At 50.0% G+C, this 22,984-nt stretch carries 16 protein-coding genes; 11 read left to right on the top strand and 5 right to left on the bottom strand.

Annotation, left to right across the window (positions count from 1 at the left end; all coding sequences use genetic code 11):
• Position 1 precedes the first annotated feature (1 nt).
• The 5 genes from OGV57_RS08100 to OGV57_RS08080 all read left to right on the top strand — a co-directional run bounded on the left by OGV57_RS08100 (position 2) and on the right by OGV57_RS08080 (position 8,543).
• Positions 2–1,186 (top strand): YgeY family selenium metabolism-linked hydrolase, encoded by a 1,185-nt coding sequence (locus OGV57_RS08100; RefSeq protein WP_003845983.1) that lies wholly within the window; start codon positions 2–4, stop codon positions 1,184–1,186.
• 67 nt (positions 1,187–1,253) lie between these two features.
• Complete coding sequence (locus tag OGV57_RS08095; RefSeq protein WP_046670412.1) at positions 1,254–2,846, top strand: N-acyl-D-amino-acid deacylase family protein; 1,593 nt, start codon at positions 1,254–1,256, stop codon at positions 2,844–2,846.
• Positions 2,847–2,924: 78 nt separating this feature from the next.
• Entirely contained in the window at positions 2,925–4,211 is a 1,287-nt protein-coding gene (locus tag OGV57_RS08090) for an MFS transporter (protein ID WP_003839760.1), read from the top strand.
• A 470-nt stretch (positions 4,212–4,681) separates the two neighbouring features.
• Entirely contained in the window at positions 4,682–5,296 is a 615-nt protein-coding gene (gene evgA, locus OGV57_RS08085) for an acid-sensing system DNA-binding response regulator EvgA (protein WP_003839762.1), read from the top strand.
• 4 nt (positions 5,297–5,300) lie between these two features.
• Positions 5,301–8,543, top strand: coding sequence for an ATP-binding protein (locus OGV57_RS08080; RefSeq protein WP_054528707.1), 3,243 nt, complete (start codon positions 5,301–5,303; stop codon positions 8,541–8,543).
• Positions 8,544–8,617: 74 nt separating this feature from the next.
• Here the strand turns inward: OGV57_RS08080 and OGV57_RS08075 are convergent, their stop codons facing one another.
• A complete protein-coding gene (locus OGV57_RS08075) occupies positions 8,618–9,250 on the bottom strand; it encodes a YfdX family protein (protein WP_008321509.1) in 633 nt (210 codons plus the stop codon).
• Between the two features lie 281 nt (positions 9,251–9,531).
• Between OGV57_RS08075 and OGV57_RS08070 the strand changes: the two genes are divergently transcribed.
• Positions 9,532–10,128 (top strand): DUF308 domain-containing protein, encoded by a 597-nt coding sequence (locus OGV57_RS08070; RefSeq protein WP_032949861.1) that lies wholly within the window; start codon positions 9,532–9,534, stop codon positions 10,126–10,128.
• Positions 10,128–10,475 (top strand): HdeA/HdeB family chaperone, encoded by a 348-nt coding sequence (locus OGV57_RS08065; RefSeq protein WP_008321512.1) that lies wholly within the window; start codon positions 10,128–10,130, stop codon positions 10,473–10,475. Before OGV57_RS08070 ends, OGV57_RS08065 begins: the two co-directional genes overlap by 1 nt.
• Before the next feature lie 208 nt (positions 10,476–10,683).
• Here OGV57_RS08065 and OGV57_RS08060 read toward each other — a convergent pair whose 3' ends face one another.
• The 4 genes from OGV57_RS08060 to OGV57_RS08045 all read right to left on the bottom strand — a co-directional run bounded on the left by OGV57_RS08060 (position 10,684) and on the right by OGV57_RS08045 (position 16,929).
• The gene (locus OGV57_RS08060; protein WP_054528706.1) at positions 10,684–13,800 is read right to left on the bottom strand and encodes an efflux RND transporter permease subunit; all 3,117 of its coding nucleotides are present in this window, start codon (positions 13,798–13,800) and stop codon (positions 10,684–10,686) included.
• Between the two features lie 28 nt (positions 13,801–13,828).
• Positions 13,829–14,983, bottom strand: a complete 1,155-nt coding sequence (locus tag OGV57_RS08055; RefSeq protein WP_054528705.1) for an efflux RND transporter periplasmic adaptor subunit — start codon at positions 14,981–14,983, stop codon at positions 13,829–13,831.
• A 280-nt stretch (positions 14,984–15,263) separates the two neighbouring features.
• Complete coding sequence (locus tag OGV57_RS08050; RefSeq protein ID WP_003839775.1) at positions 15,264–15,830, bottom strand: Slp family lipoprotein; 567 nt, start codon at positions 15,828–15,830, stop codon at positions 15,264–15,266.
• A 244-nt stretch (positions 15,831–16,074) separates the two neighbouring features.
• Positions 16,075–16,929 (bottom strand): MurR/RpiR family transcriptional regulator, encoded by an 855-nt coding sequence (locus OGV57_RS08045; protein ID WP_286530952.1) that lies wholly within the window; start codon positions 16,927–16,929, stop codon positions 16,075–16,077.
• A gap of 293 nt (positions 16,930–17,222) precedes the next feature.
• Here OGV57_RS08045 and OGV57_RS08040 point away from each other — a divergent pair, with 293 nt between their 5' ends.
• From OGV57_RS08040 to OGV57_RS08025, 4 genes are all read left to right on the top strand, one after another.
• Positions 17,223–18,728 (top strand): CoA-acylating methylmalonate-semialdehyde dehydrogenase, encoded by a 1,506-nt coding sequence (locus OGV57_RS08040; RefSeq protein ID WP_046670418.1) that lies wholly within the window; start codon positions 17,223–17,225, stop codon positions 18,726–18,728.
• Positions 18,729–18,739: 11 nt separating this feature from the next.
• Positions 18,740–20,665: a 3D-(3,5/4)-trihydroxycyclohexane-1,2-dione acylhydrolase (decyclizing) gene (gene iolD, locus OGV57_RS08035; protein ID WP_054528704.1), complete on the top strand. Its 1,926-nt coding sequence runs from the start codon at positions 18,740–18,742 to the stop codon at positions 20,663–20,665.
• A 344-nt stretch (positions 20,666–21,009) separates the two neighbouring features.
• A complete protein-coding gene (iolG, locus tag OGV57_RS08030; protein ID WP_003845960.1) occupies positions 21,010–21,996 on the top strand; it encodes an inositol 2-dehydrogenase in 987 nt (328 codons plus the stop codon).
• A 38-nt stretch (positions 21,997–22,034) separates the two neighbouring features.
• Positions 22,035–22,964, top strand: a complete 930-nt coding sequence (locus tag OGV57_RS08025; RefSeq protein WP_032949851.1) for a sugar ABC transporter substrate-binding protein — start codon at positions 22,035–22,037, stop codon at positions 22,962–22,964.
• Positions 22,965–22,984 lie beyond the last annotated feature (20 nt).

The following is a 22,984-nucleotide window of genomic DNA, read 5'->3' as shown; positions in this document are numbered from 1 at the left end:
CATGTTATCTGCAAACCGCATTGAAGAAGTCATTAAAAACTGTCAGGCGCTGATCCAACAAAAAAGTTATTCCGGTCAGGAAGGTGAAGTGGTTAATGCCATAAAAACAATGATGCAGCATTACCAATTCGATGACATCCACGTTGATAAGTACGGCAACATTGTTGGCGGTATTGTCGGCAACCAGCCAGGGAAAACGTTGGTTCTCGATGGTCATATCGATACCGTGCCGGTGAACGAAGAGAAGTGGTCCCGCAACCCATACGGCGGCGATATTGAAGATGGCAAAATTTATGGTCGCGGCACAACTGACATGAAAGGTGCCGTGGCGGCGATGATCTCCGCCGTGGGCTTTTTCGGTCAGGACAATCAGCGAAATTTTGCCGGGAAAATCTACGTTGCGTGCATCGTGCATGAAGAGTGTTTTGAAGGTATTGCCGCTCGCCTGGTCAGCGAGCGCTATAAGCCAGACTACGTGATCATCGGTGAAGCTTCCGAGTTAAACCTGAAAATTGGTCAACGTGGCCGCGCTGAAATTGTGGTCGAAACATTTGGTAAACCCGCGCACTCCGCTAACCCGCAGGCGGGGATTAACGCGGTGTACAAAATGGCGCAATTGATCGACAAAATTCGCACGATCACGCCGCCAACGCATCCGGTTCTGGGGCCTGGCATTCTGGAACTGACCGACATTAAATCTTCGCCGTACCCGGGGGCCTCGGTGGTACCGGATTACTGTCGCGCAACCTACGATCGCCGTTTGCTGGTGGGTGAAACCAAAGAAAGCGTGATTGCTCCGCTAGAAAATGCGCTTGCGGAACTTATTGCTCAGGATCCGCAGTTTAAGGCCCGAGTGTCCTACGCGGTGGGTCAGGAGTCTTGCTATACCGGCGCCACGATTGAGGGAGAGCGTTTTTTCCCAGGCTGGGTGTTCGACGAGTCCGACGAATTCGTGCAGGCAGCGTTGGCGGGCGTTCGCGAGGCTGGCTTTAATCCAACCATTACGCAGTACTCATTTTGTACCAACGGCAGCCACTATGCGGGCGAAGCGGGAATCAAAACCATCGGCTTTGGTCCTTCACGAGAAAACCTGGCACACACCATTGATGAGTATATCGAGATCGAGCAATTAACCGGCTCGGCCAGCGGCTATTACAGCATTATCCAGACACTCTATCGCCAATAAAAATAAAGATAACCACCTCTTACCTTACAGGCGGTGTAGCTCAGCAGCACCGCCATGGAGAATAACGATGAAAACCATTTTCAAAAACGGAAATGTAATCGATGGGACGGGCAGTGAAGGCAGAATTGCCGATGTGATGGTTGATGAAGGACGTATTGTCGAAATCGGCCAAATTGAGGTTGGCGTCAATGAGCAGGTTATTGATGCAACCGGAAAAATAATTTGCCCTGGCTTTATTGATACCCATACGCACTCTGACCTGTCAGCCATTATTAACCCCGCGCTGTCGGCAAAAATTCGTCAGGGTATCACCACCGAACTGTTGGGCCAGGATGGCGTCGCCTTAGCGCCGCTACCAGAAGAATATATTCCAGCCTGGCGTAAAAATATCGCCGGACTGGACGGTGACACCGACAAAATTGACTGGAAATATAAAAATACAGACGGTTATCTCAATCTGCTGGCATCGCGTCATCCGGCGACAAACCTCGCGTATTTAGTTCCTCATGGCAACGTGCGCATGGAAGCGATGGGCCTGGATGGGCGTCCTTCGACCCGTGAAGACGTAGCGAAGATGTGTGAGGTCCTTGAGCGGGAGTTAAAAGCCGGGGCATTTGGACTTTCCACTGGTCTTATCTATATGCCTTGCGCCTTTGGTGATACTGCCGAAATGATTGAACTGTGTAAGGTCACGGCGAAATATGACGGGATTTTTGTGGTGCATCAGCGCAGTGAAGCTGACGATATTATCAACTCAACCCAGGAACTGATTGATATCGCCACAGCCACCGGCGTCTGGCTGCATATTTCGCATATGAAGGTTTGCGGCAAGAAAAACTGGGGGCTGATCGACCAAATGCTGGGCATGCTGGAACAGGCGCAGAAAGAGGGGATTCGTATCTCTTTCGACCAGTATCCGTATGTGGCGGGCAGCACGATGCTCGGCGTGATCCTGCCGCCCTGGGTTCACTCCGGCGGTACGGACAAATTACTTGAGCGTCTCGCCTCGCCCGAACTGCGCGCCAAAATGATTGACGATATTCAGCAGGGTATTCCTGGCTGGGATAACTTTATCGATTTTGCCGGTTTGGACCAGATTTTTGTCACCAGCGTGAAAACGGCAAAAAATCAGGATGCTGTCGGTTTGAACCTCGTCCAGTTGGGCGAGCTGCGTGGAAAAGATCCTTACAACGCCACCTTCGATCTGCTCTTTGAAGAGGAAAACGCCGTGGGGATGGTCGACTTCTACGGTACCGAAGAGCACGTGATTAAGTTTCTCTGTCGACCTGAACAAAACGTCTGTACCGATGGCTTGATGGGGGCTGGCAAACCGCACCCGCGCGTGTTTGGCGCATTCCCTCGCGTGCTCGGTAAATATGTCCGTGAAGAGGGATGTTTGAGCTGGGAAGCGGCAATCCGCAAGATGACGGGGAAACCTGCTGAAGTATTGGGTTTGCAGGATCGCGGACTGCTGAAGGTCGGTTATGCAGCGGATATCGTGATGTTCGATCCGAACACCATTGCGGATAAAGGCACTTTTGTTGAACCCAATCAGTACCCGGAAGGGATTGAAATTGTCATGGTTAATGGGCGCATTGCCTTAATCAATGGCACGGAAAGTTATGCCTGTAGCGGTACGGTTATTAGAAAACAATATTAATAAATAACGCTAAACACGCATGGATCTATCGCGACTATTTATGGCCGCGGTAGATCACTACACCCTAAGGACATCACAATGAACCTACAAACGTCTTTACCTTCAGGTAAACCCAAGACCTGGAAAGCAAGATATACCGTCCTGACACTGATCTGGCTGGCGTGGCTGCTCTCTTTTCTCGACAGAATGGTGATGAGCGTTTCACTCCCTTATATTGGCAAAGATTTAAATCTTGATACGACTCAACAAGGTTTAATTATTAGCGCCTTTTTTATTGGTTATGCCGCGTTTCAAATTCCCGGTGGATTACTGGCGGATAAGTTTGGCTCGCGAAAAATCATGGCCATTGGTATTGCATGGTGGTCTGTGTTCACCAGCTTAACCGGCGCTGTGCTGACGCTGCCGCTGATGTTAGCAGTACGTTTCTTCTTTGGTATCGGTGAGGGATGTTTCCCGTCGGCCTCATGGAAGATGATATCAACCTATTTCCCATCGAAAGAGCGTGGCCGCGCCACGGCGATTCAGTCAACGGTAAACACCTTAGGCCCAGCGCTGGCGGTAGTCGTGGCGGCAAGCATCATCGGGGCATTTGGCTGGCACATGGTTTTTATCGTGCTGGGTATTCCCGGTCTGTTTATCGCCGCAGGTATCTACTTATTTACGCGTGACAACCCGAAAGATCACCCTGCCATTACGCAACAAGACCTGGCGGAGCTGGCTGCTGACGACCAGGGGAGCCTGCAAAACACCAGTGCTATCGCGTTTAAAGACGTACTCAAAATGCCGGTGCTCTGGCAAATGGCCAGTATCTGGTTTTTGTTTGATATCACCTTCTGGGGTTTTTCAACCTGGCTGCCAAGCTACCTGATTACCGTACGAGAGTTTTCTCTGGCAAAGACCGGTGTCATGGCGGCCATTCCCTTCCTGTTCGGGGCTGGCGGAACATTATTAGGTGGTTATTGCTCAGACAAATTCAAACCCCAGCGTAAAACGCTGTATGTCGTAACCTCTGTTATTGCCGCGGGTTTCCTGTATCTGACCTTCAGCGTGAGCAGTGCAGATATGGCGGTGGTTTATCAGTGTATTTCAGCCTTGTTCATGTTTTTCGCTATGGCAACGTTCTGGGGTATTCTGATGGATACCATTCCCAGCAACATCATGGGGCGGGCATCCGGTATTGTTAACTTTGGCGGCCAGATGGCAGGGGTTGTATCAGCGCCCATCATCGGCTGGTTGATCCAAAGTAGCGGCGGAAGCTATAACAGCGCCTTTATCTTTATGATTGCCGCACTGTTGTGTTCTGCCGTCGTTACACTGACAGTCAAAAGCTCGCATGCAGTAGGGGCATTGCCCAGTAAAGCCTGATTAATCGCTGCCTCCCTGTGGCACTGCTGCTCCAGAGCTGCGGGGAGTTTCTCTCTAAATTCAGCAGGTTTGTACTCTTGTTCTCCATATTTGACCTGGTATGAAATTTATTTTTAGATAGCTATTCGCATATCCCCCCTCGTAGTTCTGATGAACAATATGCCGGTTATATGTCCTAAATTATTAAGAATAAATCATAATAAATGAGAGATTTGTCCTACGCGCGTAGGAATATTCCTTTTATGTTGTGTTAATGGTTTGATATTTAGATAGGCGCAAGGTTTAAAATTTGTAAATTACAGTGTTGCGTTTATACCTTGTTCTGCATTTTTTATAAAAAATGAATAAAATATACGCGTGATTATGTTAGGATTTACCTGATAAAGCCTTATTTTCAGAAATTATAATGTTGAAGGCTCGCCTGCTCTATAGCCATCGCCTCTCTTTATTTATCGGGATTCTTATACGCAATGAACGCGATAATCGTTGACGATCACCCATTGGCACGCATTGCCATCCGCAACTTACTCGATACTAATGGTATCGCTGTGACCACCGAACTCGACAGCGGAGATCAAGTGGTTCAAACCGTTGAAAAAACTAAGCCGGAGCTGTTGATTATCGATGTAGATATTCCCGGTATCAGTGGCATCGAAGTGCTGGAGCAACTGAGAAAGCGGCACTATGCTGGTGTAATCATTATCATTTCAGCCAAAAATGAATTTTTTTACGGCAAACGTAGCGCCGAATACGGTGCCAACGGATTTGTGAGTAAAAAAGAAGGTATGAATAATATTCTTGCCGCAATCGAAGCAGCAAAAAATGGCTATAGCTATTTTCCTTTTTCCCTTGAGCATTTTACTGGTTCATCCGTCAGCGAGCAGGATAAGCTTGATACGTTGTCGAATCAGGAAATGAGAGTATTGCGTTATATCCTTAATGGCATGGATTACAGCTCAATTGCCAGCAAAATGAATATCAGTAATAAAACGGTGAGTACCTATAAAAGCCGGTTGATGGAAAAATTAGATTGTTCATCATTAATGGAAATTTATGATTATGCGCAGAGAAATAAAATAGGATAGAGTAATGCTGGAACGCTTGTTTATTTTTTTGATGGTCATATTTACCATCGGGTTGTCTACGGGTGTAAGCTCAGCTCGGCAAGTTGAGCTAAAAAGTAACTATAATACTTCAGTACAAAATATCAGCTTGAACAGGGAAGAAACAAACTGGTTAGCGCATAAAAAAACCTTGGTTGTTGGTACCTGGTTACCTGAAGTTTCCCCCATTGTTTATCAAAATAGCGGCGAATATTATCGGGGAGTCAACGCAGATTACCTTGCGTTAATGCAAAAGAACCTCAATCTAAAAATTATTATAAAGCAGTATGATAATGAGCAAGAGGCGCTGGCCGCGCTCGCCAGTAACGATGTTGATACGCTGATAACCCAACTGTCCCGACGCCAGGATGTTGGCGGAAATTTGTTGCGTACTTCGGTATTGCTGACGACGTGGCCGACGCTTGTAACATCGCTAAAAAACACTATGCTGCCGCTGACCACGAACCATCAGGTTAGCGTCGCGTGTGTGCGGGATTGCCCTTTTCTCGATGTTATCCAGGGGGCCTTTCCTGAGGCTAAAGTCTCATTTTATGATGACGAGTATCAGGCCATGGCCTCGGTAGTGAATGGTGATAACCAATATTATATTGGTAACAATATCACCAGCAGCCATTGCATCTCTCGATACTTCTCACAATCACTGGTTATTACGCACTACTTTGATAAGCAAGAACAATATAATTATTTTGTCGTTAACGAAGATCAGCCGGTATTAAGAAATATTCTTGATGGTTTCATTACGTCAATCAGTAATGAAATTCATATGCAAGTCATGCAGAACTGGCTTAACCGCGGCAACCTTGCTTATCTGAATGCACCTATACCTTTCACCGCTCAGGAAAAAGCGTGGTTGAAGAAAAAGCATGTCATCCGCATTTTAATCAACCCAGATTACCCGCCCTATACGCTGGTCGATCGCAGCGGTGAATTACGCGGTATTCTTGGCGATTTACTGAATATTATTCATCTGCAAACGGGGCTCGATTTTGAACCCATTTTAGCTAACTCTAAAAGTGAGCAGACAAAGCAAATAAGCGGCGAACAGTGGGATATGTATCCCACTATCACGCTCACTCATCAAAACCCGTACAATTCGACCTTTAGCGATCCTCTGATGAATGTGGCATTTGTGATGATCACTTCCCGTGAGGAAACCGCCGACTCGCTACTGGAGAAGCCGATTCGTATTGCGCTACCTGCCGGGCATGTACTGGAAAGCGAGCTGAAGCAACGCTATCCGCAGGCCACCTGGGTTAATGCTGATACTGGCAGTGTTGCGATGGTCATGGTCAAGGAGGGCAGCGCTGATGCGGCAATTGCTACCGAATTGTCAGCAAGGTTTATGGTCGATCATTACTATCAGAAAAATATGCACTTTTTTAGGCTTCCAGATATGCCTGGTGCCTCTGTAAGTTTTGCGATTTCTTCTCACGAGCCTATGTTGAAGTCTGTTATGGATAAAGCGCTACAGGCCATACCGCCACGTGAGATTTTGCAGATGACGGAGAAGTGGTCGAAAATTTCCAATACGCAGGTTGATTTATGGAGTCGATATAGCAAACAGTTCTATCAACTGGGGGTATTCGCCCTGCTGCTGATAGCGATCAGCCTGATCTGGGGGATCTCACTCTCCCGTGAGGTAAAAAAAAGGAAACTATCTCAGCGGCTACTGGAAGAGCAGCTTCATCTCAAAGAGGCATTATCTCAAGAACTGGAAAACGAAAAGAATAAAGCGATTGAAGCAACCAAGGCCAAAAGTCGCTTTCTGGCGAGTATGAGCCATGAATTACGTACCCCGGTAAGTTCGATTGTTGGCTTTGTGGAATTACTGTCGAGTTCAGAACTCAGCCCGGCACAGCGAAAAGAGGCGATTGCCCTTACCGGGGCGACAGCCCAGTCATTGCTTGGGCTGATCGGTAAGATTCTGGATCTGGATAAGATTGAGTCTGGTAAATACCAGGTTGTTCCTCAATGGACGGATCTCTCGCAGCTCATTGAATTGCAGTGCCACTCTTTCGATGCTTTAGCCAGACAGAAAGGAATTACGCTGGCTTGCGTTAGCCAGTTGCCGGCAAACGAACGGGTATTTGTCGATCAGCAGGCTTTGCGGCAAATTCTCACCAACCTGGTAGGTAATGCGTTGAAGTTTACCGAGCAGGGCAGTATTCATGTGACGGCCCGTTTGACGCCTGACGGGGAGAATCACGGTACCCTGACCATTGCCATTAGCGACACCGGTTGCGGGATTAGTGAAGAGGAGCAGGCGGGGCTGTTTCATCGTTACGCTCAGGGGCGTTGCGGGCGTCAACAAACCGGTTCCGGTCTGGGGTTATTTATCTGTAAAGAACTGGTGACGCTGATGGGTGGGACGCTGGAGTTGATGAGCGTCCCGTTGCAAGGAACCACGTTTACCATAACGCTGCCGGTTGAAACGGCTCGACAGTCGATTGTACCGGATGGCGATGCGCCTGGTACTCTGTTACCGCTTCCGTGTCTGTCTATTTTGATTGCAGACGATAACCCAACCAATCGCCTGCTGCTCAAGCGACAGTTGAATGCCATTGGCTACAACGTGGATGAAGCGTGTGATGGGGAGGAGGCAGAAGCCAAACTGGCGAAAAAATCGTACGATCTGCTGATAACCGATGTAAATATGCCGAAAAAAGACGGGTTTGATCTCGCGGCTTCGCTACGTCGTCAACAGCCGAATTTACAAATATGGGGACTGACGGCCAGCGCACTTCCACAGTCACGCGATCGATGCCTGCAAAATGGTATGAATTTGTGCCTGTTCAAGCCTGTGTCGATTCAGACACTGACACATGAGTTGAGTAAAATCGAAACCGGTTATTCGTCTCCTTGTTCAATCCGGCATTTGAAATTCAATGTGTTGACGGAGAATACCGGCGGCGATCGCGCACTTATGAACGAGATTCTCGAGACATTTCGCGAGGCAACGCTGAATGATATACAAGCGGCTGAGAAAGCTGTTCTGCAAGATGAACCTCAGCTGTTTTTGCGCGCTCTTCACCGGTTGCATGGCTCGGCGCAAATTCTGGGCATCACTGCGCTACAAAACCTGTGCGAACCTTTCGAATCCAGACGGCATGACGATCTTCCTCTGGCAGTACGCCAGGAGGCATTGCAGAAGATTATTGCTGTTATGCGGGAAATTGAGATTGAGATAGACAGTCTGATTAGCCATTAATCCCCCTGATCGGGTGGCCGTAGCTGCCCGATCAGGAGAGAAAGTCCTGGTTCAACACTCCGTAGTGCTGAGTATTACTGGCCTGCGCCGATCATCTCACTATCGATCACAATACCTTCTTCAGCACCTTTTAACACAAGGTTTGCTTCATAATATTTACCGGAAGACAGCAGTTTTTGCGCGCTGGCAACGGCTTTACGAGTCTGATTTAGGGGCATCAGGTATTGGGTCTGAAGCACGCTGATACCAGCCAGTTGCAGGGTATCCACTGCACCTTTCCAGTCGCCTTTGGCCATTTTGCCATTCGCTGTTTTGATAGCGGATTCTTTGGCTGGAGTGGCAATATAGTCTTCTGACAGCGCGATCGTAGCGTTAATAACCACGTACTGATCGTCAATCATCTTGGCTTTAGGCGCAGTTTTTACAAATTTCGCCCAATCTTTGCTGTCGCCTGCCAGCAGGGAAGCGGCGTCATCGGTTAGTTTTTTAGCGCTGTCAGGCTGTCCATGAAACAGGGCCAAACGAGCAAGCTGAATATCACGCATCGCATTTGCGCCTTGCACTGCGACCTGCATAATATCGGCAGCTTCTTTTTGTACATTTGCGGTAGTAGCTTGCGCCGGAGTAGTTGTGGTAGCAGTAGCAGCCATCACTGGTGCTGAACCCATCATGGTTGCAAGCACACCCGCAAGAATAATCTTTTTCATTACTTTCTCCTGAATAAATTTGGTATATGTCACCAAACGCAATAAGCATATTAAATAATGTTAAAGAGCGAAATCAGAACCACGATAGAATAATGACCGTTTAATCTTACAAATGTCAGATGTCTGACATGTGTAGGAATATACGCATAGCGACATTCTCTTGTTCTTATATACGCTTCCTTAGCGGAAGTCTTATCATTCCATTGTAAGTAACATATGTTGAGTGAGTTATAATTCTTGTGTCAACAGGTTACATTGCGTTTATGTATAACGGAGGATGTATGTTTGTTTTTAATCAGCGTAGCCTGAGAGCGTTTAATGAAAAAACACTCGTTCATTATAAAAAGCATGCGACGATTATGGCAGTGTTGATGTTGATTTGTGGCATCTGCTGCTTGATTTATCCGATTGCTGCAGGTGTTTATTTAAGCTATGCAACTGGCTTTATGTTCCTGGTATGTGGTTTCTATTCTATTTATAGCCTGTTTAGCTCAAGTAAAAAGCAATTGAAAGCCAAATTTACCTATGCCTTTTTTGCTATCGCGTGGTTACTGCTGGGTTACTGTTTCCTGGTGAATCCTGTGATAGGTATGAATTCATTGGCAATGGTATTTTGCTGCCTGTTTATTCTGGGGGGTATTTTTCGTATCGCATCTGGGGTCAAACTGTTCCACAGTCCGGGTTATGGATGGAACATTTTTATTGGTATTTTTGACCTGCTTATTGCCGGCGTCTGGCTGAATATGGATCCCGACAGATCGTATGTATTTACCTCAATTTTTATTGGTGTCGAGATGATCTTTAGTTCTTTAGCTTTTATCAGTCTGCGTAGAAATGCGACGCTGGTAAAAACTGATAAGCTCGCCGATAAAAAATAATGCTACCTCTGGAGCGCATAGTGAATATTAAAATGATGGTTTCTGCAGCTATTCTTGTGACCTCTGTTATGGCGCCAATGACCCGTGCTTTTGCTACTCAGGCAACGGAAGCGGCGCCACAAGATATGACCTGTAAAGAATTCGTTGATATGAGTCAGCAATACAAGACGGCAATTGCCTTTGTGATTGTGAATAAAAACTCGGACTTTAAAGGCGATGATTATGTTCCCCTGCATGAGGTGGAAACGGAAGCTGTACCGAAAATGGTTAAAATGTGTCATCAGCATCCGAATACAAAACTGGGTGAACTGGCTGTAAATCTGAAAGGTTCCGGTCTGCACTATTGATTAACCGTTTTGATAGCCTGGCTTTAGTTAGAATTGACAACCTCTGTACCTGCCCCAGTTGTTCCCCTACAAGAAAAGTCCGCGTAATGCTTACCCTGCTATCCACGAGAAACTCGCTGGATAGCCGTGCCCACTAATAACTGTAGACCTGACAAATGAAGTCCCATCCCTGGATTTAATAATCTAAACCCAGGGATAGGGCAGGGGATCAACGTCGGGCTTTAAATCGCGCTAACGTATTTTCAACGAGTACAAAGAATACTGGAACAAAATAGATCGCCAGTACCGTCGCGGCCAGCATCCCACCGATAACCCCCGTACCGACGGCATTTTGCGCGCCAGAGCCCGCGCCGTTGCTTATTGCTAGTGGAATTACCCCCAGGATGAAGGCCAGTGAGGTCATCAGAATAGGACGTAAGCGCATTTGCGCGGCTTCCACCGCGGCTTCAAGCGGCGTTTTCCCTTCTTTCTGCATAATCTCGACGGCAAACTCGACGATCAAAATAGCATTTTTAGCCGATAGCCCCATCGTGGTGAGTAGGCCGACCTGGAAATAAACATCATTGCTCAGGCCGCGCAGATCGGTGGCCAGCAACGCGCCGACCACCCCGATTGGCACAACCAGCATCACCGAGAAAGGGATCGACCAGCTTTCATACAGCGCCGCCAGCGCCAGAAATACGACGATCAGCGAAATGCCGTACAGCATTGGTGCCTGGTTTGTGGATAGCGCCTCCTGATAAGACAGACCGGTCCAGGCATAACCGACGCCTGCGGGCAGTTTATTAATCAGTGATGCCATAAATTTCATCGCATCACCGCTGCTTTTCCCTTCTACCGGCTGGCCCAGAATTTCCATTGCTGGCTGACCATTATAGCGTTCAAGGCGTGGAGAGCCGTAGGTCCACTCGGTTGATGAGTAGGCGGAAAGCGGGGTCATCGCGCCAGAGGCATTACGTACATACCAGTGATTGATATTGTCCGGCAACATACGGAACGGCGTATCGGCCTGGACATACACTTTTTTTACGCGCCCCTGGTTCAGGAAATCATTGACATAACGACTACCGAACGCGGTGGAGATGGTCTGATTAATATCCGATAACGCAACGCCCATAGCTTCAGCCTTTTTGGCGTCGACGTGAATGCGGAACATCGGCGTATCTTCCAGGCCGTTTGGGCGCACCCCGTCGACCTCACCTGAGGACTGATTGGCCAGAGCCAAAAGCTCGTTTCGGGCCTGCATCATTTTTTCATGCCCAAGATTACCGTTATCCAGCAACTCCATATCAAACCCTGATGCGGTGCCCAATTCCGCGACCGCGGGTAAATTGAACGGATAAACGACGGCATTATTGATGGTACTTAAGGCCATCATTGCCCGTCGAATAATGGCGGTAACCGAGTTTTCTTCGCCAACGCGTTCTGACCACGGCTTCAGGCTGATAAACGCCAGGCCATTGTTTTGTCCCTGACCGCTGAAACCAAATCCGCCGACGGTGAAAACAGAAGCAACGTTTTTCTGTTCTTTCGTCAGGTAGTAGTCCGTTATTTCCCCGAGCACTTTGCTGGTGTTCACCATCGTTGAACCTGAGGGCAATTGCGCCGTGGTCATGAATACCCCCTGGTCTTCTTCAGGCAAAAAGGAGGTCGGCGTACGTAAAAACAGCACCATCATGCCCGCGCCAATGACTAAGTAAACGACCATGTAACGGCCCGTGCAACGTAACAGTTTTCGGGTGCTGTCCGTGTAGTGCTGAGTGCATTTCTCCATGAAATGATTGAATCGGGTAAACAGAAAATGCGTATTTGCCTGCTCGTCATCGTGTGCTTTTAACAGCATGGCGCAGAGTGCTGGCGTCAGGCTCATCGCCACAAACACCGACAGCAGCATAGAGGAGATCAAGGTGATGGAAAACTGACGGAAAATTTCTCCTGTTGCGCCGCTCATAAATGCCATCGGCATAAATACGGCGGATAACACGACGGCAATACCAACCAGCGCCCTCTGGAGCTGACCCATTGCTTTATGCGTTGCCGCTTTTGGAGACAAGTGCTCTTCAGCAATAATACGTTCTACGTTCTCAACCACCACGATAGCATCATCGACTAACAACCCTATCGCCAGCACCATGCCAAACATCGTGAGCGTATTAATCGAAAAACCGGCGACGTCGAGAATGGCAAAGGTGCCGAGGATAACCACCGGAACGGCGATAGTGGGGATAAGCGTCGCACGAAAACTTTGCAAAAACAGGTACATGACGAGGAATACCAGAATGATTGCCTCGATCAAAGTATGAAAAACACCCTGAATCGAAATTTCGATAAACGGCGTGGTGTCATAGGGATAAACGGTTTTCATGCTGGCCGGAAACCAGGCTGATAATCTGTTCAGCTCTTGTTTAACAGCCTGGGACGTTTCAAGGGCATTGGCGCCTGCGGCAAGTTTAATCGCGATCCCAGCGGCGGGTTTGCCGTTGTAACGTGCAACCGTGGCATAATTTTCCGCACCCAGCTCAATGCGTGCGACATCGCGCAGCAGAACCTGAGAACCATCTTGCTGAACTTTAAGGAAGATCTTGCCAAATTCATCGGTCGTTTGCAGACGTGTCTGGACGATTATCGACGCATTTAATTGCTGATCGGCTGACTGAGGCATGCCCCCCAGTTGCCCGCCAGATATCTGATTATTCTGTACTTTGAGCTGGGTAATGATGTCCTCGGGAGTGAGGTTATACTTGTCGAGCTTTTGCGGATCCAACCAGATGCGCATGGCGTATTGCGAACCGAATAACTGCACGCTCCCCACCCCGGCAGTGCGGCTTAGCGGATCTTTAATGTTCGAGGCCACATAGTCGGCAATATCATATTGGCTCAGGCTGTTATTATCAGAGATAAAACCGGCGACCATTAAGATATTGCTGCTGGATTTATCAACGCTGATCCCTTGCTGTTGTACTTCCTGTGGCAAGGAAGGCATCGCCAGCTGCAGTTTATTCTGTACCTGAACCTGCGCAATATCGGGTGACGTACCCGTTTTGAAGGTCAGGATAATCGAGGCATTACCTGCCGCATCACTGGTGGATGACATATACATCAGGCCGTCAAGACCATTCATATTCTGTTCAATCACCTGGGTGACGGAGTCTTCAACGGTCTTTGCATCTGCCCCGGGGTAGGCCGCGCTGATGGTAATGGTTGGGGGCGCAATTTGTGGATATTGGGCGACTGGCAGGTTCATTATCGCGATACCGCCCGTAAACATCATGATAATAGCGAGCACCCAGGCGAAAACTGGGCGCTCAATAAAAAAGTTGGCCATAAAGAAAGTGTCCTTAATACCTGAAATATTACTGTTCAGCTACCGTGTCAGGTGTGTTCAGTTTTGAAGGGAGGACCCGGGCTTTGCTTCCCGGACGAATTCTTTGTAATCCGGACACAATGACCCGATCGCCGGGGCGTAATCCCGCGGTCACTAACCATTGATTACCAACGGCCTTCACTGCGTTTATTTCACGCAGTTGCACTACGTTTTCCTGGTCAAGGATCAGCGCGGTGGCTTTTCCTTGTTCGTTGTGCGTAATTCCTTGCTGGGGGACCATCAACACGTTTTGTTGACTGCCTTCGTCCAGCAACGCAGTGACATACATGCCGGGTAAAATTTCACCTTCAGGATTGGGAAATATGGCGCGCAGGGTTACCGAACCGGTGGTCTCATCAACAGCGGGATCGGAAAACTGAAGCGTACCGGTATGGCGATAGGGTTTGCCGTTTTCCAGCATCAGCTCAACCGGAATTTTGCCTTGTTGCTGGGCAATTTTGCCGTTGGCTTTCTCTTCTTTCAGGCGTAAGAAGTCCTGTACTGACTGCGTTAAATCAACATAGATAGGATCTAATCTCTGAACGGTGACCAGCGAGTTTTCCTGATTGGCAGTAACCAGGGCACCCACGGTCACGGAAGATTTGCCGCTAATGCCATCAATGGGCGAGGTAACATTGGCATATCGAAGATTAATGGTGGCTTGTTCAAGATCCGCTTTAGCGACGGCAACATTGGCTTGCGCTTCATTAAGCTGTGAACGCGTGGTGTCATAGTCCTGGCGGCTGACGTAATTAGATTTTATTAATGCTGACTGCCGATTTAGTGTCAGACGAACATTATTGGCGGTAGCCTGTGCCTTTGCCAACGCGCCTTTGGCTGAGTCCAGTCGTGCCTGCAGTGGGGCTGGATCAATTTGATACAGTGATTCTCCTTTGCTGACTTTATCACCTTCAACAAAGTTGCGTTTTATGATGATCCCACCAACCTGAGGGCGGATTTCGGCGATCTCGAACGCAAGCGCGCGACCCGGAAGTTCACTTTTAATATTTACTGAGGAGGGGACTAAGGTAACAACGCCGACTTCGGGCTCAATGGTGGTTTTTACTGCAGGTTTATTATCGCAGGCAGTGATGATGACGCTACTAAAGAATAATGGTATCAACAGTAAGCATTTTCTGTTCATAGTAATCCCTGAATAATGTGTAAACACAAATGTTCTTTTATTGCATGCAGGGTGGGGGAGTTGTCGGTAAATAACAAAAGATGGTCAGGCATGAGAAGGGTAAAGCCCATTTCTTCGCTAAAGAATTAGCGGTTAAAAATTATATGTAACAGGAAGAATGCATGTTAAGCGAAGGATCTCCTGAAGCAGGATGGCGCAATAAGATAAACGCGGGGTAATGAGAAGGGTTGTTTGCCAACACCTGACTCCGGAATATAGTCGCGCCATCTTACCTCTGGGATTATTTCACTAGCTCCGGGGTTACCTGAGTTACTGTATTAGCGTAGTAAGGCGCTCCCCACATCGGCTCTGGCCAGAACGCACCGTAACCATAATCCCACATATTATAAGTGGTGTTGACAGACTCAGTTAAATGCCAAACCTGGATACCTTGTAAATCAACTTTAACAAAGTTGTACGGGACTTTGTTGATGAAACCTGACTCATCTCCTTGAATTGTTCCCAAAATAGTCACGAAATGGTTTCTGTAGTTTACCGGATCGAGGAAACCTTTCTGCTGGGCAAGAATACGTCCCTGATAGCTCGCGTCAATTTGTGGCTTAGCAGAGTCGTTCAGTGGCAAAACGGCGATTTCCAGCAACGTATCTTTTTTGGTGTTAATCACATTGATGACTTTACCGCCAAAGCGGGCCTGCTGACCGGTATATAAACCAGGCTGGTTATGCACGGAGATAAAGTTTTTTTGGATATCGGGTTGATTATTACCTTTGATATTCTCAGGAATGGCGGCACATGATGCCAGGGTGAAAGCAAGGGCAATAATCATCAACCCTTTTGTATTTTTCATTTTACTTTCCTGCTTAAAAAAGACAGGGCTATAGTAAACCTTTGCGTATTATTGTCAGCACACGCATTGTTGATTATCTAAAATTAATATAATTGTAGCTCATGGTAATAACGGATTGTATTTTATCTGGCCGCTGAATGATGGCGATATTTTCAACGACCATAAAAGTAACTGCAGACATCACGATTTCACGTCACGCTGGCGGGAATGTAATAAAGCGGATCATCAATTTTCGCGGCGCTCGTCAACCGACAGAATGATCGCGTTCATTACTCCCGTCACCTAGCCGGTAAGCCAGCGCCACGACCAGTGACTGTACCAGGCACAGCGTCGCTGACTGGGAACGAAACGCGTCGACCTGCGCCTCTTTCACCACAAAGCAGAGATCGCTGAATGTTGCCAGCGGGCTTATCTGGCTGTCGGTAATCACGATCTGGCGCGCGCCGGCATTGGCCGCAGTTTCGCTGACCATCACCGTTTCTTCCGCATAAGGCGAGAAGCTTATCGACACCACGATATCGCGCGCTTTAATGCGGTTAATTTGCTCGCGCAGCATTCCGCCCATTCCGTCGAGCAAAATAGGGCGACACTCAAGATGGCTCAGGGCGTAGGTGAGATAGGCGGCGACGCTAAACGAACGACGTAGACCGGCGATGTAAATGGTGTCGGCTTCTGCCAGCAATTGTACGGCGCGTTCCAGCATTTCAGGTTCGGCACGGGCTGCCAGCTGCTGGAGCGCTTGAGTATTCGAACGGGCGAACTCCTGCAGGATATCGAGCGGGGTTTCCGGCACGGCTTCGCTTTCCATCTCACGGAACATGCGCGCGCGGTCGCTGTAGCTGGCGGTTTCCTCCACCAGGTTCATACGAAACAGCTGTTTCATTTCGTTGAAGCCGGTGAAGTCAAAGGCATTGGCGAAGCGGATCAGCGTTGAGGGTGGCACTCCGGCACGTTCAGCAATGACGGCAACCGTATCAAAGGCCACGCTATTGGTATTATCCAGCACATAGCGGGACACCTGCTGCAGCCGCTTACTCAGGCTATCGTAGCGATCGCGGATTTGCTGCTGCAGCTCGTTCAGGCTGGTTGCTGTTGTCATTTTACCTCCTGGTACATAGTTTTATGATTCTAAACGCAAAACCGCGTCTTTGAAATGTCACTCATTCATCTGGCTGTAAAAACGAAACAAAAGCTTCAGGTTTGCCGTTCGCTGAAACGTTCTGCCAGTGCACGCTAATCATGCGATTCCGCTTGTTAACATAAAAACCCATCCTTGATCACATTAATCATTATTTATTTTATTTCAACTTAAAATGGAATGTTTGTTTCATATATAGTACACAGATAACAGTGTTCAGGTAACAGTCACGTATCAACAGCGAGAGGTTAAGGATGGAGACAGTAGCGAATTTTATCCACGGCGAATGTGTCACCGGTTCAGGCCAGCGCGTTCAGGCAATCTTCAACCCGGCCACCGGCGAGCAGATCCGCCAGGTGGTGATGAGTACGACACAGGAAACTGAGCAGGCCATTGCGGCAGCGCACGACGCATTCCCCGGGTGGGCGCGCCATTCTCCGTTAAAACGTGCGCGAGTGATGTTCCGCTTTAAGGCGCTGTTGGAAGAAAACATGGAGAGGCTGGCTCGCATCATCAGCGAAGAGCATGGCAAGGTGTTCTCTGACGCAGTTGGTGAGCTGACCCGTGGCCTGGAAGTGGTGGAGTTTGCCTGCGGCATCCCACATCTGCAAAAGGGTGAACACTCAGCCAACGTAGGCACCGGCGTCGATAGCCATTCGTTGATGCAACCTCTCGGGGTTTGCGTCGGGATCACGCCGTTTAACTTTCCGGCAATGGTACCAATGTGGATGTTCCCCATCGCGCTGGCAACCGGGAATACCTTTGTGCTGAAACCCTCGGAAAAAGATCCTTCTCTCGCCCTGGCTCTGGCGAGACTGCTGCAAGAGGCGGGCCTGCCGGACGGCGTGTTCAACGTCGTACAGGGAGATAAAGAGTCCGTCGACGTGCTGCTGACTGACCCGCGCGTGCAAGCCGTGAGCTTTGTCGGCTCTACGCCGATTGCGGAATACATTTATCAGACAGCGTCAGCCCACGGTAAGCGTTGCCAGGCGTTAGGTGGTGCTAAAAATCACTGCATTTTAATGCCGGATGCCGACATGGATATGGCGACCAACGCCATTATGGGTGCCGCTTACGGCGCGGCGGGTGAACGCTGCATGGCGCTTTCTGTCGTGCTGGCGGTGGGTGATAAAACGGCAGATGAGCTGTGCTCGAGACTGGAAAAACAGATTGCGGCGCTGCGTGTCGGGCCGGGGCTTGATCAGACACCGGAAAACGAAATGGGACCGCTTATCTCCTCGGTGCATCGGAATAAAGTGCTCGGGTATATCGACAGTGGGGAATCTCAAGGAGCCAGTCTGCGCGTGGATGGTCGACGTTTTAGCGTTAAAGGCCATGAGCAGGGTTATTTTGTTGGGCCGACCCTGTTTGATAACGTCACGCCGGAGATGACCATTTATAAAGAAGAGATTTTTGGACCGGTGCTTTCTGTGGTGCGCGTAGCAGATTACAGCAGCGCGGTGGAACTGATTAATCGTCATGAATATGGTAACGGCACGGCAATTTTCACACGTGATGGCGGCTGTGCGCGTCGTTTCTGCGAAGAGGTGCAGGCGGGCATGGTGGGCGTTAACGTGCCTATTCCGGTGCCGATGGCGTTCCACAGTTTTGGCGGCTGGAAGCGGTCCATTTTTGGTGCGCTCAATGTTCACGGCAATGATGGCGTGCGCTTCTATACCCGGATGAAAACCGTCACCGCACGCTGGCCGGAGATGCTGCAGGACACAGGGGCAGCGTTCTCCATGCCAACGCTGGGCTGACAGGAGGGTTTATGCAAACCGAACGTATGACCATGGCTCAGGCGCTGGTCAAATTCCTTAATCAACAATATATCTGTGTCGATGGCGTGGAAACGCCCTTTGTCGAGGGTGTCGCCACCATCTTTGGTCACGGTAATGTGCTTGGCATTGGCCAGGCGCTGGAGCAGGATCCCGGTCATTTGCAGGTGATGCAGGGATGTAATGAGCAGGGAATTGCGCACATGGCGACCGGATTCGCCAAACAGCATCGGCGCCAGCGTATTTTTGCCGTGACGTCATCGGTTGGGCCGGGAGCTGCAAACATGGTGACCGCAGCGGCAACCGCGACGGCGAACCGTATTCCTCTGTTGTTATTGCCAGGCGATGTCTATGCCAGTCGTCAACCGGACCCGGTATTGCAGCAAATTGAGCAATACCATGACCTTGGCATCAGCACCAACGACTGCTTCCGCCCGGTCTCGCGTTACTGGGACCGGATTAACCGCCCGGAGCAGTTAATGAGTGCGATGCTAAACGCGATGCGAACGCTTACTGACCCCGCAGATACTGGTGCCGTGACCATCTGCCTGCCACAGGATGTACAGGGAGAAGCCTGGGACTATCCCCAGAGTTTCTTTGCGCGCCGCGTTCATCTGATTGAACGTCGACCGCCTGACCCACAGCGTCTGGCGATGGCGCGGGCGCTGATTGCCCGCAAACGCCGTCCGCTGGTGGTATGCGGCGGCGGGGTACGATATTCCGGCGCGCATGAGGCGTTTCGTACGTTTGTTGAAACGCTGCAACTGCCGTTTGCCGAAACTCAGGCCGGAAAAGGCGCACTGGTTAGTGACCACCCACTTAACCTCGGAGGCATTGGGGTAACTGGAGGGATGGCAGCGAATCAGCTCGCACCGCAAACCGATCTGGTGATCGGCATCGGTACGCGCCTCACCGACTTTACCACCGGTTCGAAAGCGCTGTTTTCTCATCCGGAGGTTGAGTTCCTGCTGCTGAATGTGGCGGAGTTTGACGCGCTGAAGCTTGATGCCACCGCGCTTATCGCCGACGCCCGTACCGGGCTGACGGCGTTAACTGAAACGCTAAAAGACTACCGCAGCGGTTGGGGGGATGAGGTAGCGCAGGCGCAGGCGGCCTGGCGCAATGAGTGCCAACGTTTATGGGATCGCGACTGGCGTCCCGACGACGAACCCGAAGTGGCAGGGCATCTTGACGCTCAGTTAGCGGAATATGGCGACACGCTAAACACCCGGTTGACCCAGACGAAGGTGCTGGGACTTATCAATCAGCACATTGAAGATAACGCTATCGTCGTGGGGGCCGCTGGATCGCTGCCTGGCGATTTACAGCGTATCTGGCAGGTCAAAACCCCGGACAGCTATCACCTGGAATACGGCTACTCCTGTATGGGCTATGAAATTGCGGCTGCTATTGGAGCCAGGCTGGCGAAGCCACGGCAGCCGGTTTATGCCATGGTGGGGGATGGCTCATACATGATGCTGCATTCCGAGCTACAAACCGCCGTTCAGGAGGGGATAAAAGTCACTATCCTGTTGTTTGATAACGCCAGCTTCGGGTGCATTAACAACCTGCAGATGGGGCATGGGATGGGGAGTTTCGGTACGGAAAACCGCCACCGCAACCCGCAAACCGGACGGTTAGATGGACCGTTGGTGAAGGTCGATTTTGCCAAAAACGCGGAAAGCTACGGCTGTCGGGCATGGCGCGTACATGACGAGCAAAGTCTGCTGGCGGCGCTGGAAGCCTCCCGTGTGCATTCAGGGCCTGTGCTGCTGGATATCAAAGTTCTGCCGAAAACCATGACCCACGACTATGCCTCCTGGTGGCGTACTGGCGATGCGCAGGTGGCAGACTCTCCGTCGGTGCGAAAAGCGGCTGAGCAGACGTTTGAGCAGGTGAAAAACGCACGTCAGTACTAAAAGCGATTAATGCCGGATGGTGCTGCGCTTATCCGGCCTACAGCGGATTCTACCTCCTGGCCGGATAAGGCGTTAGCGTCGTCATCCGGCAACCTGCGACAACGAAATTTTCATTTCATTTTTCCTTTCTCTTCATCCATCACCTCCTTCCTGAACGGAAGGAGGGCCAATTCCTTCATCTTTCCTGTCTTTATGTTGTGATATTGATAACAAATTTTATCTCGATCATCTCAAAAGTGTTAACTTGCACCCAAAAACATAATTTTCACTATTTATAAAAATGAAATAAATGTTTTATTTAAGGGGTCGTTAGTTCATCGCATTCACCAACACCGGGAGCCGTTATGTTTAACATTGCTTTACTGGGCGCTGGCCGAATTGGCCAGGTACATGCAGCTAACATTGCCAGTCACAGTGCCACTACCCTCTGGTCGGTCGTCGACCCGAATCAGGAATTTGCCACTCGTCTTGCCACACAGTACCAGGCTCGTTTGCAAAGCCTGGATGAGGCGATGACGGACCCTAACGTTCACGCCGTGCTGATTGCCTCCGCGACCGATACCCACGCGGATCTGATTGAAATGGCCGCACGCCACGGCAAAGCCATCTTCTGTGAAAAACCGGTCCACCTGGATCTGGCCCGTGTACGCGACTGCCTGAAAGTGGTCAAAGAGTACGACGTACCGTTGTTTATCGGTTTCAACCGCCGCTTCGATCCGCAATTTCGCCGAGTGAAAACTGACGCACTGGCCGGGCGTATCGGTAAACCGGAATCGCTGCTGATCATCTCCCGCGATCCGTCGCCGCCGCCTGCGGAATATGTGCGCGTATCCGGCGGTATGTTCCGCGATATGACCATCCACGATTTTGATATGGCGCGCTTTATCATGGGCGAAGAGCCGGTTTCGGTGTATGCCCAGGGCAGCAATCTGGTGGATCCGGCGATTGGCGAAGCGGGCGATATCGACACCGCGTTCATCGTACTGAAATATGCCTCCGGCGCGATGGCGACCATCGTCAACAGCCGCCGTTCTTCTTACGGATACGATCAGCGCCTTGAGCTGCACGGCTCTGAAGGGCTGCTGTGCGCGGGCAATATTCTCGAAAACCAGGTGCAGCATTACGGAAAACAGGGCTGCACCAGCGCGTTACCTGAACACTTCTTCCTGCAGCGTTATAAATCGGCCTATGCCGCGGAATGGGAACACTTTGTTGCGGTACTGCGCGGCGAAGCGGTCCCTGATTGCAGCGGGGACGATGGCGAGCGTGCGCTGTATCTGGCGGATAAAGCGCTGGAGTCACTGCATAGCCAGCGTGAAGTTCTCCTCTGATTGTCACCACAACCTACCCTACACAGAGAGACATAATAATGAAAAAATTGATCTTAGCTGTCCTCATCGCCATGACATCCGGGGCAGCCATTGCTGAAAACGAGCAAATTGTTTTCAGTACGCCAAACCTGGCGATGCCATTTGAAGTTCACATGCAGCGCACGGCGGTGAAAGCCGCAAAAGAGATGGGCGTGAATTTACAGGTCCTGGACGGGCAGGGTAGCTCGCCAAAACAGGTCGCTGACCTGGAAAACGCCATAACTCGTGGCGCACAGGGCTTTATTGTTTCGCCGAACGATGTCAACGCGGTATCCAGCGCGGTAGATGAAATTCAGGATGCGAAACTGCCCGTGGTCACGCTCGACCGCTCCGTTGACAGCCAGAAAAAAGTGCCGCACTTCGGCGCGAACAACTACAAAGGCGGCCAGGCGATTGGCGACTTTGTCAAAACCAAATTCCCAGACGGGGCAGACATTATTCTGCTGACCGGCCAGCCAGGCTCTTCCTCCAACATTGAACGTACTAAAGGTATTCGCGACAGCCTGAAGGCGGGTGGTGAAAAGTACAAGATCGTTGCCGATCAGACCGGTAACTGGATGCGTTCTGAAGGGATGCGCATTGTTGAAAGCGTGCTGCCTTCGCTGCCGAAGCGTCCGCAGGTGATCCTCTCCGCTAACGACGATATGGCGCTGGGCGCGATTGAAGCGTTACAGGGGCAAGGACTGAAGCCGGGTGAAGTTCTGGTCACGGGATTCGATGCCGTGCCGGAAGCACTGGCGCGTGTGCGCGACGGTTGGCTGGCAGTGACGGCGGATCAACGTCCTGGCTTTGCGGTGAAAACGGCCATGAGCCAGTTGGTGAATAACGTCCGTGAGAAGACTGCGATCACCGGGGCTGACTACCCGCCAACGCTTATCACTAAAGAAAATTTGCAGCAGGCTGAGCGTATCGGTGAGGCCGGTAACTGATATGTCCGGAGCCGCCGTTA

Origin of the sequence: Citrobacter sp. Cf087 (genome assembly GCF_030334285.1) — a bacterium.
Lineage (GTDB): Bacteria > Pseudomonadota > Gammaproteobacteria > Enterobacterales > Enterobacteriaceae > Citrobacter > Citrobacter freundii.
The sequence above is the reverse complement of the archived record's forward strand: the minus strand, read 5'-3'. Positions and strand labels throughout refer to the sequence as shown.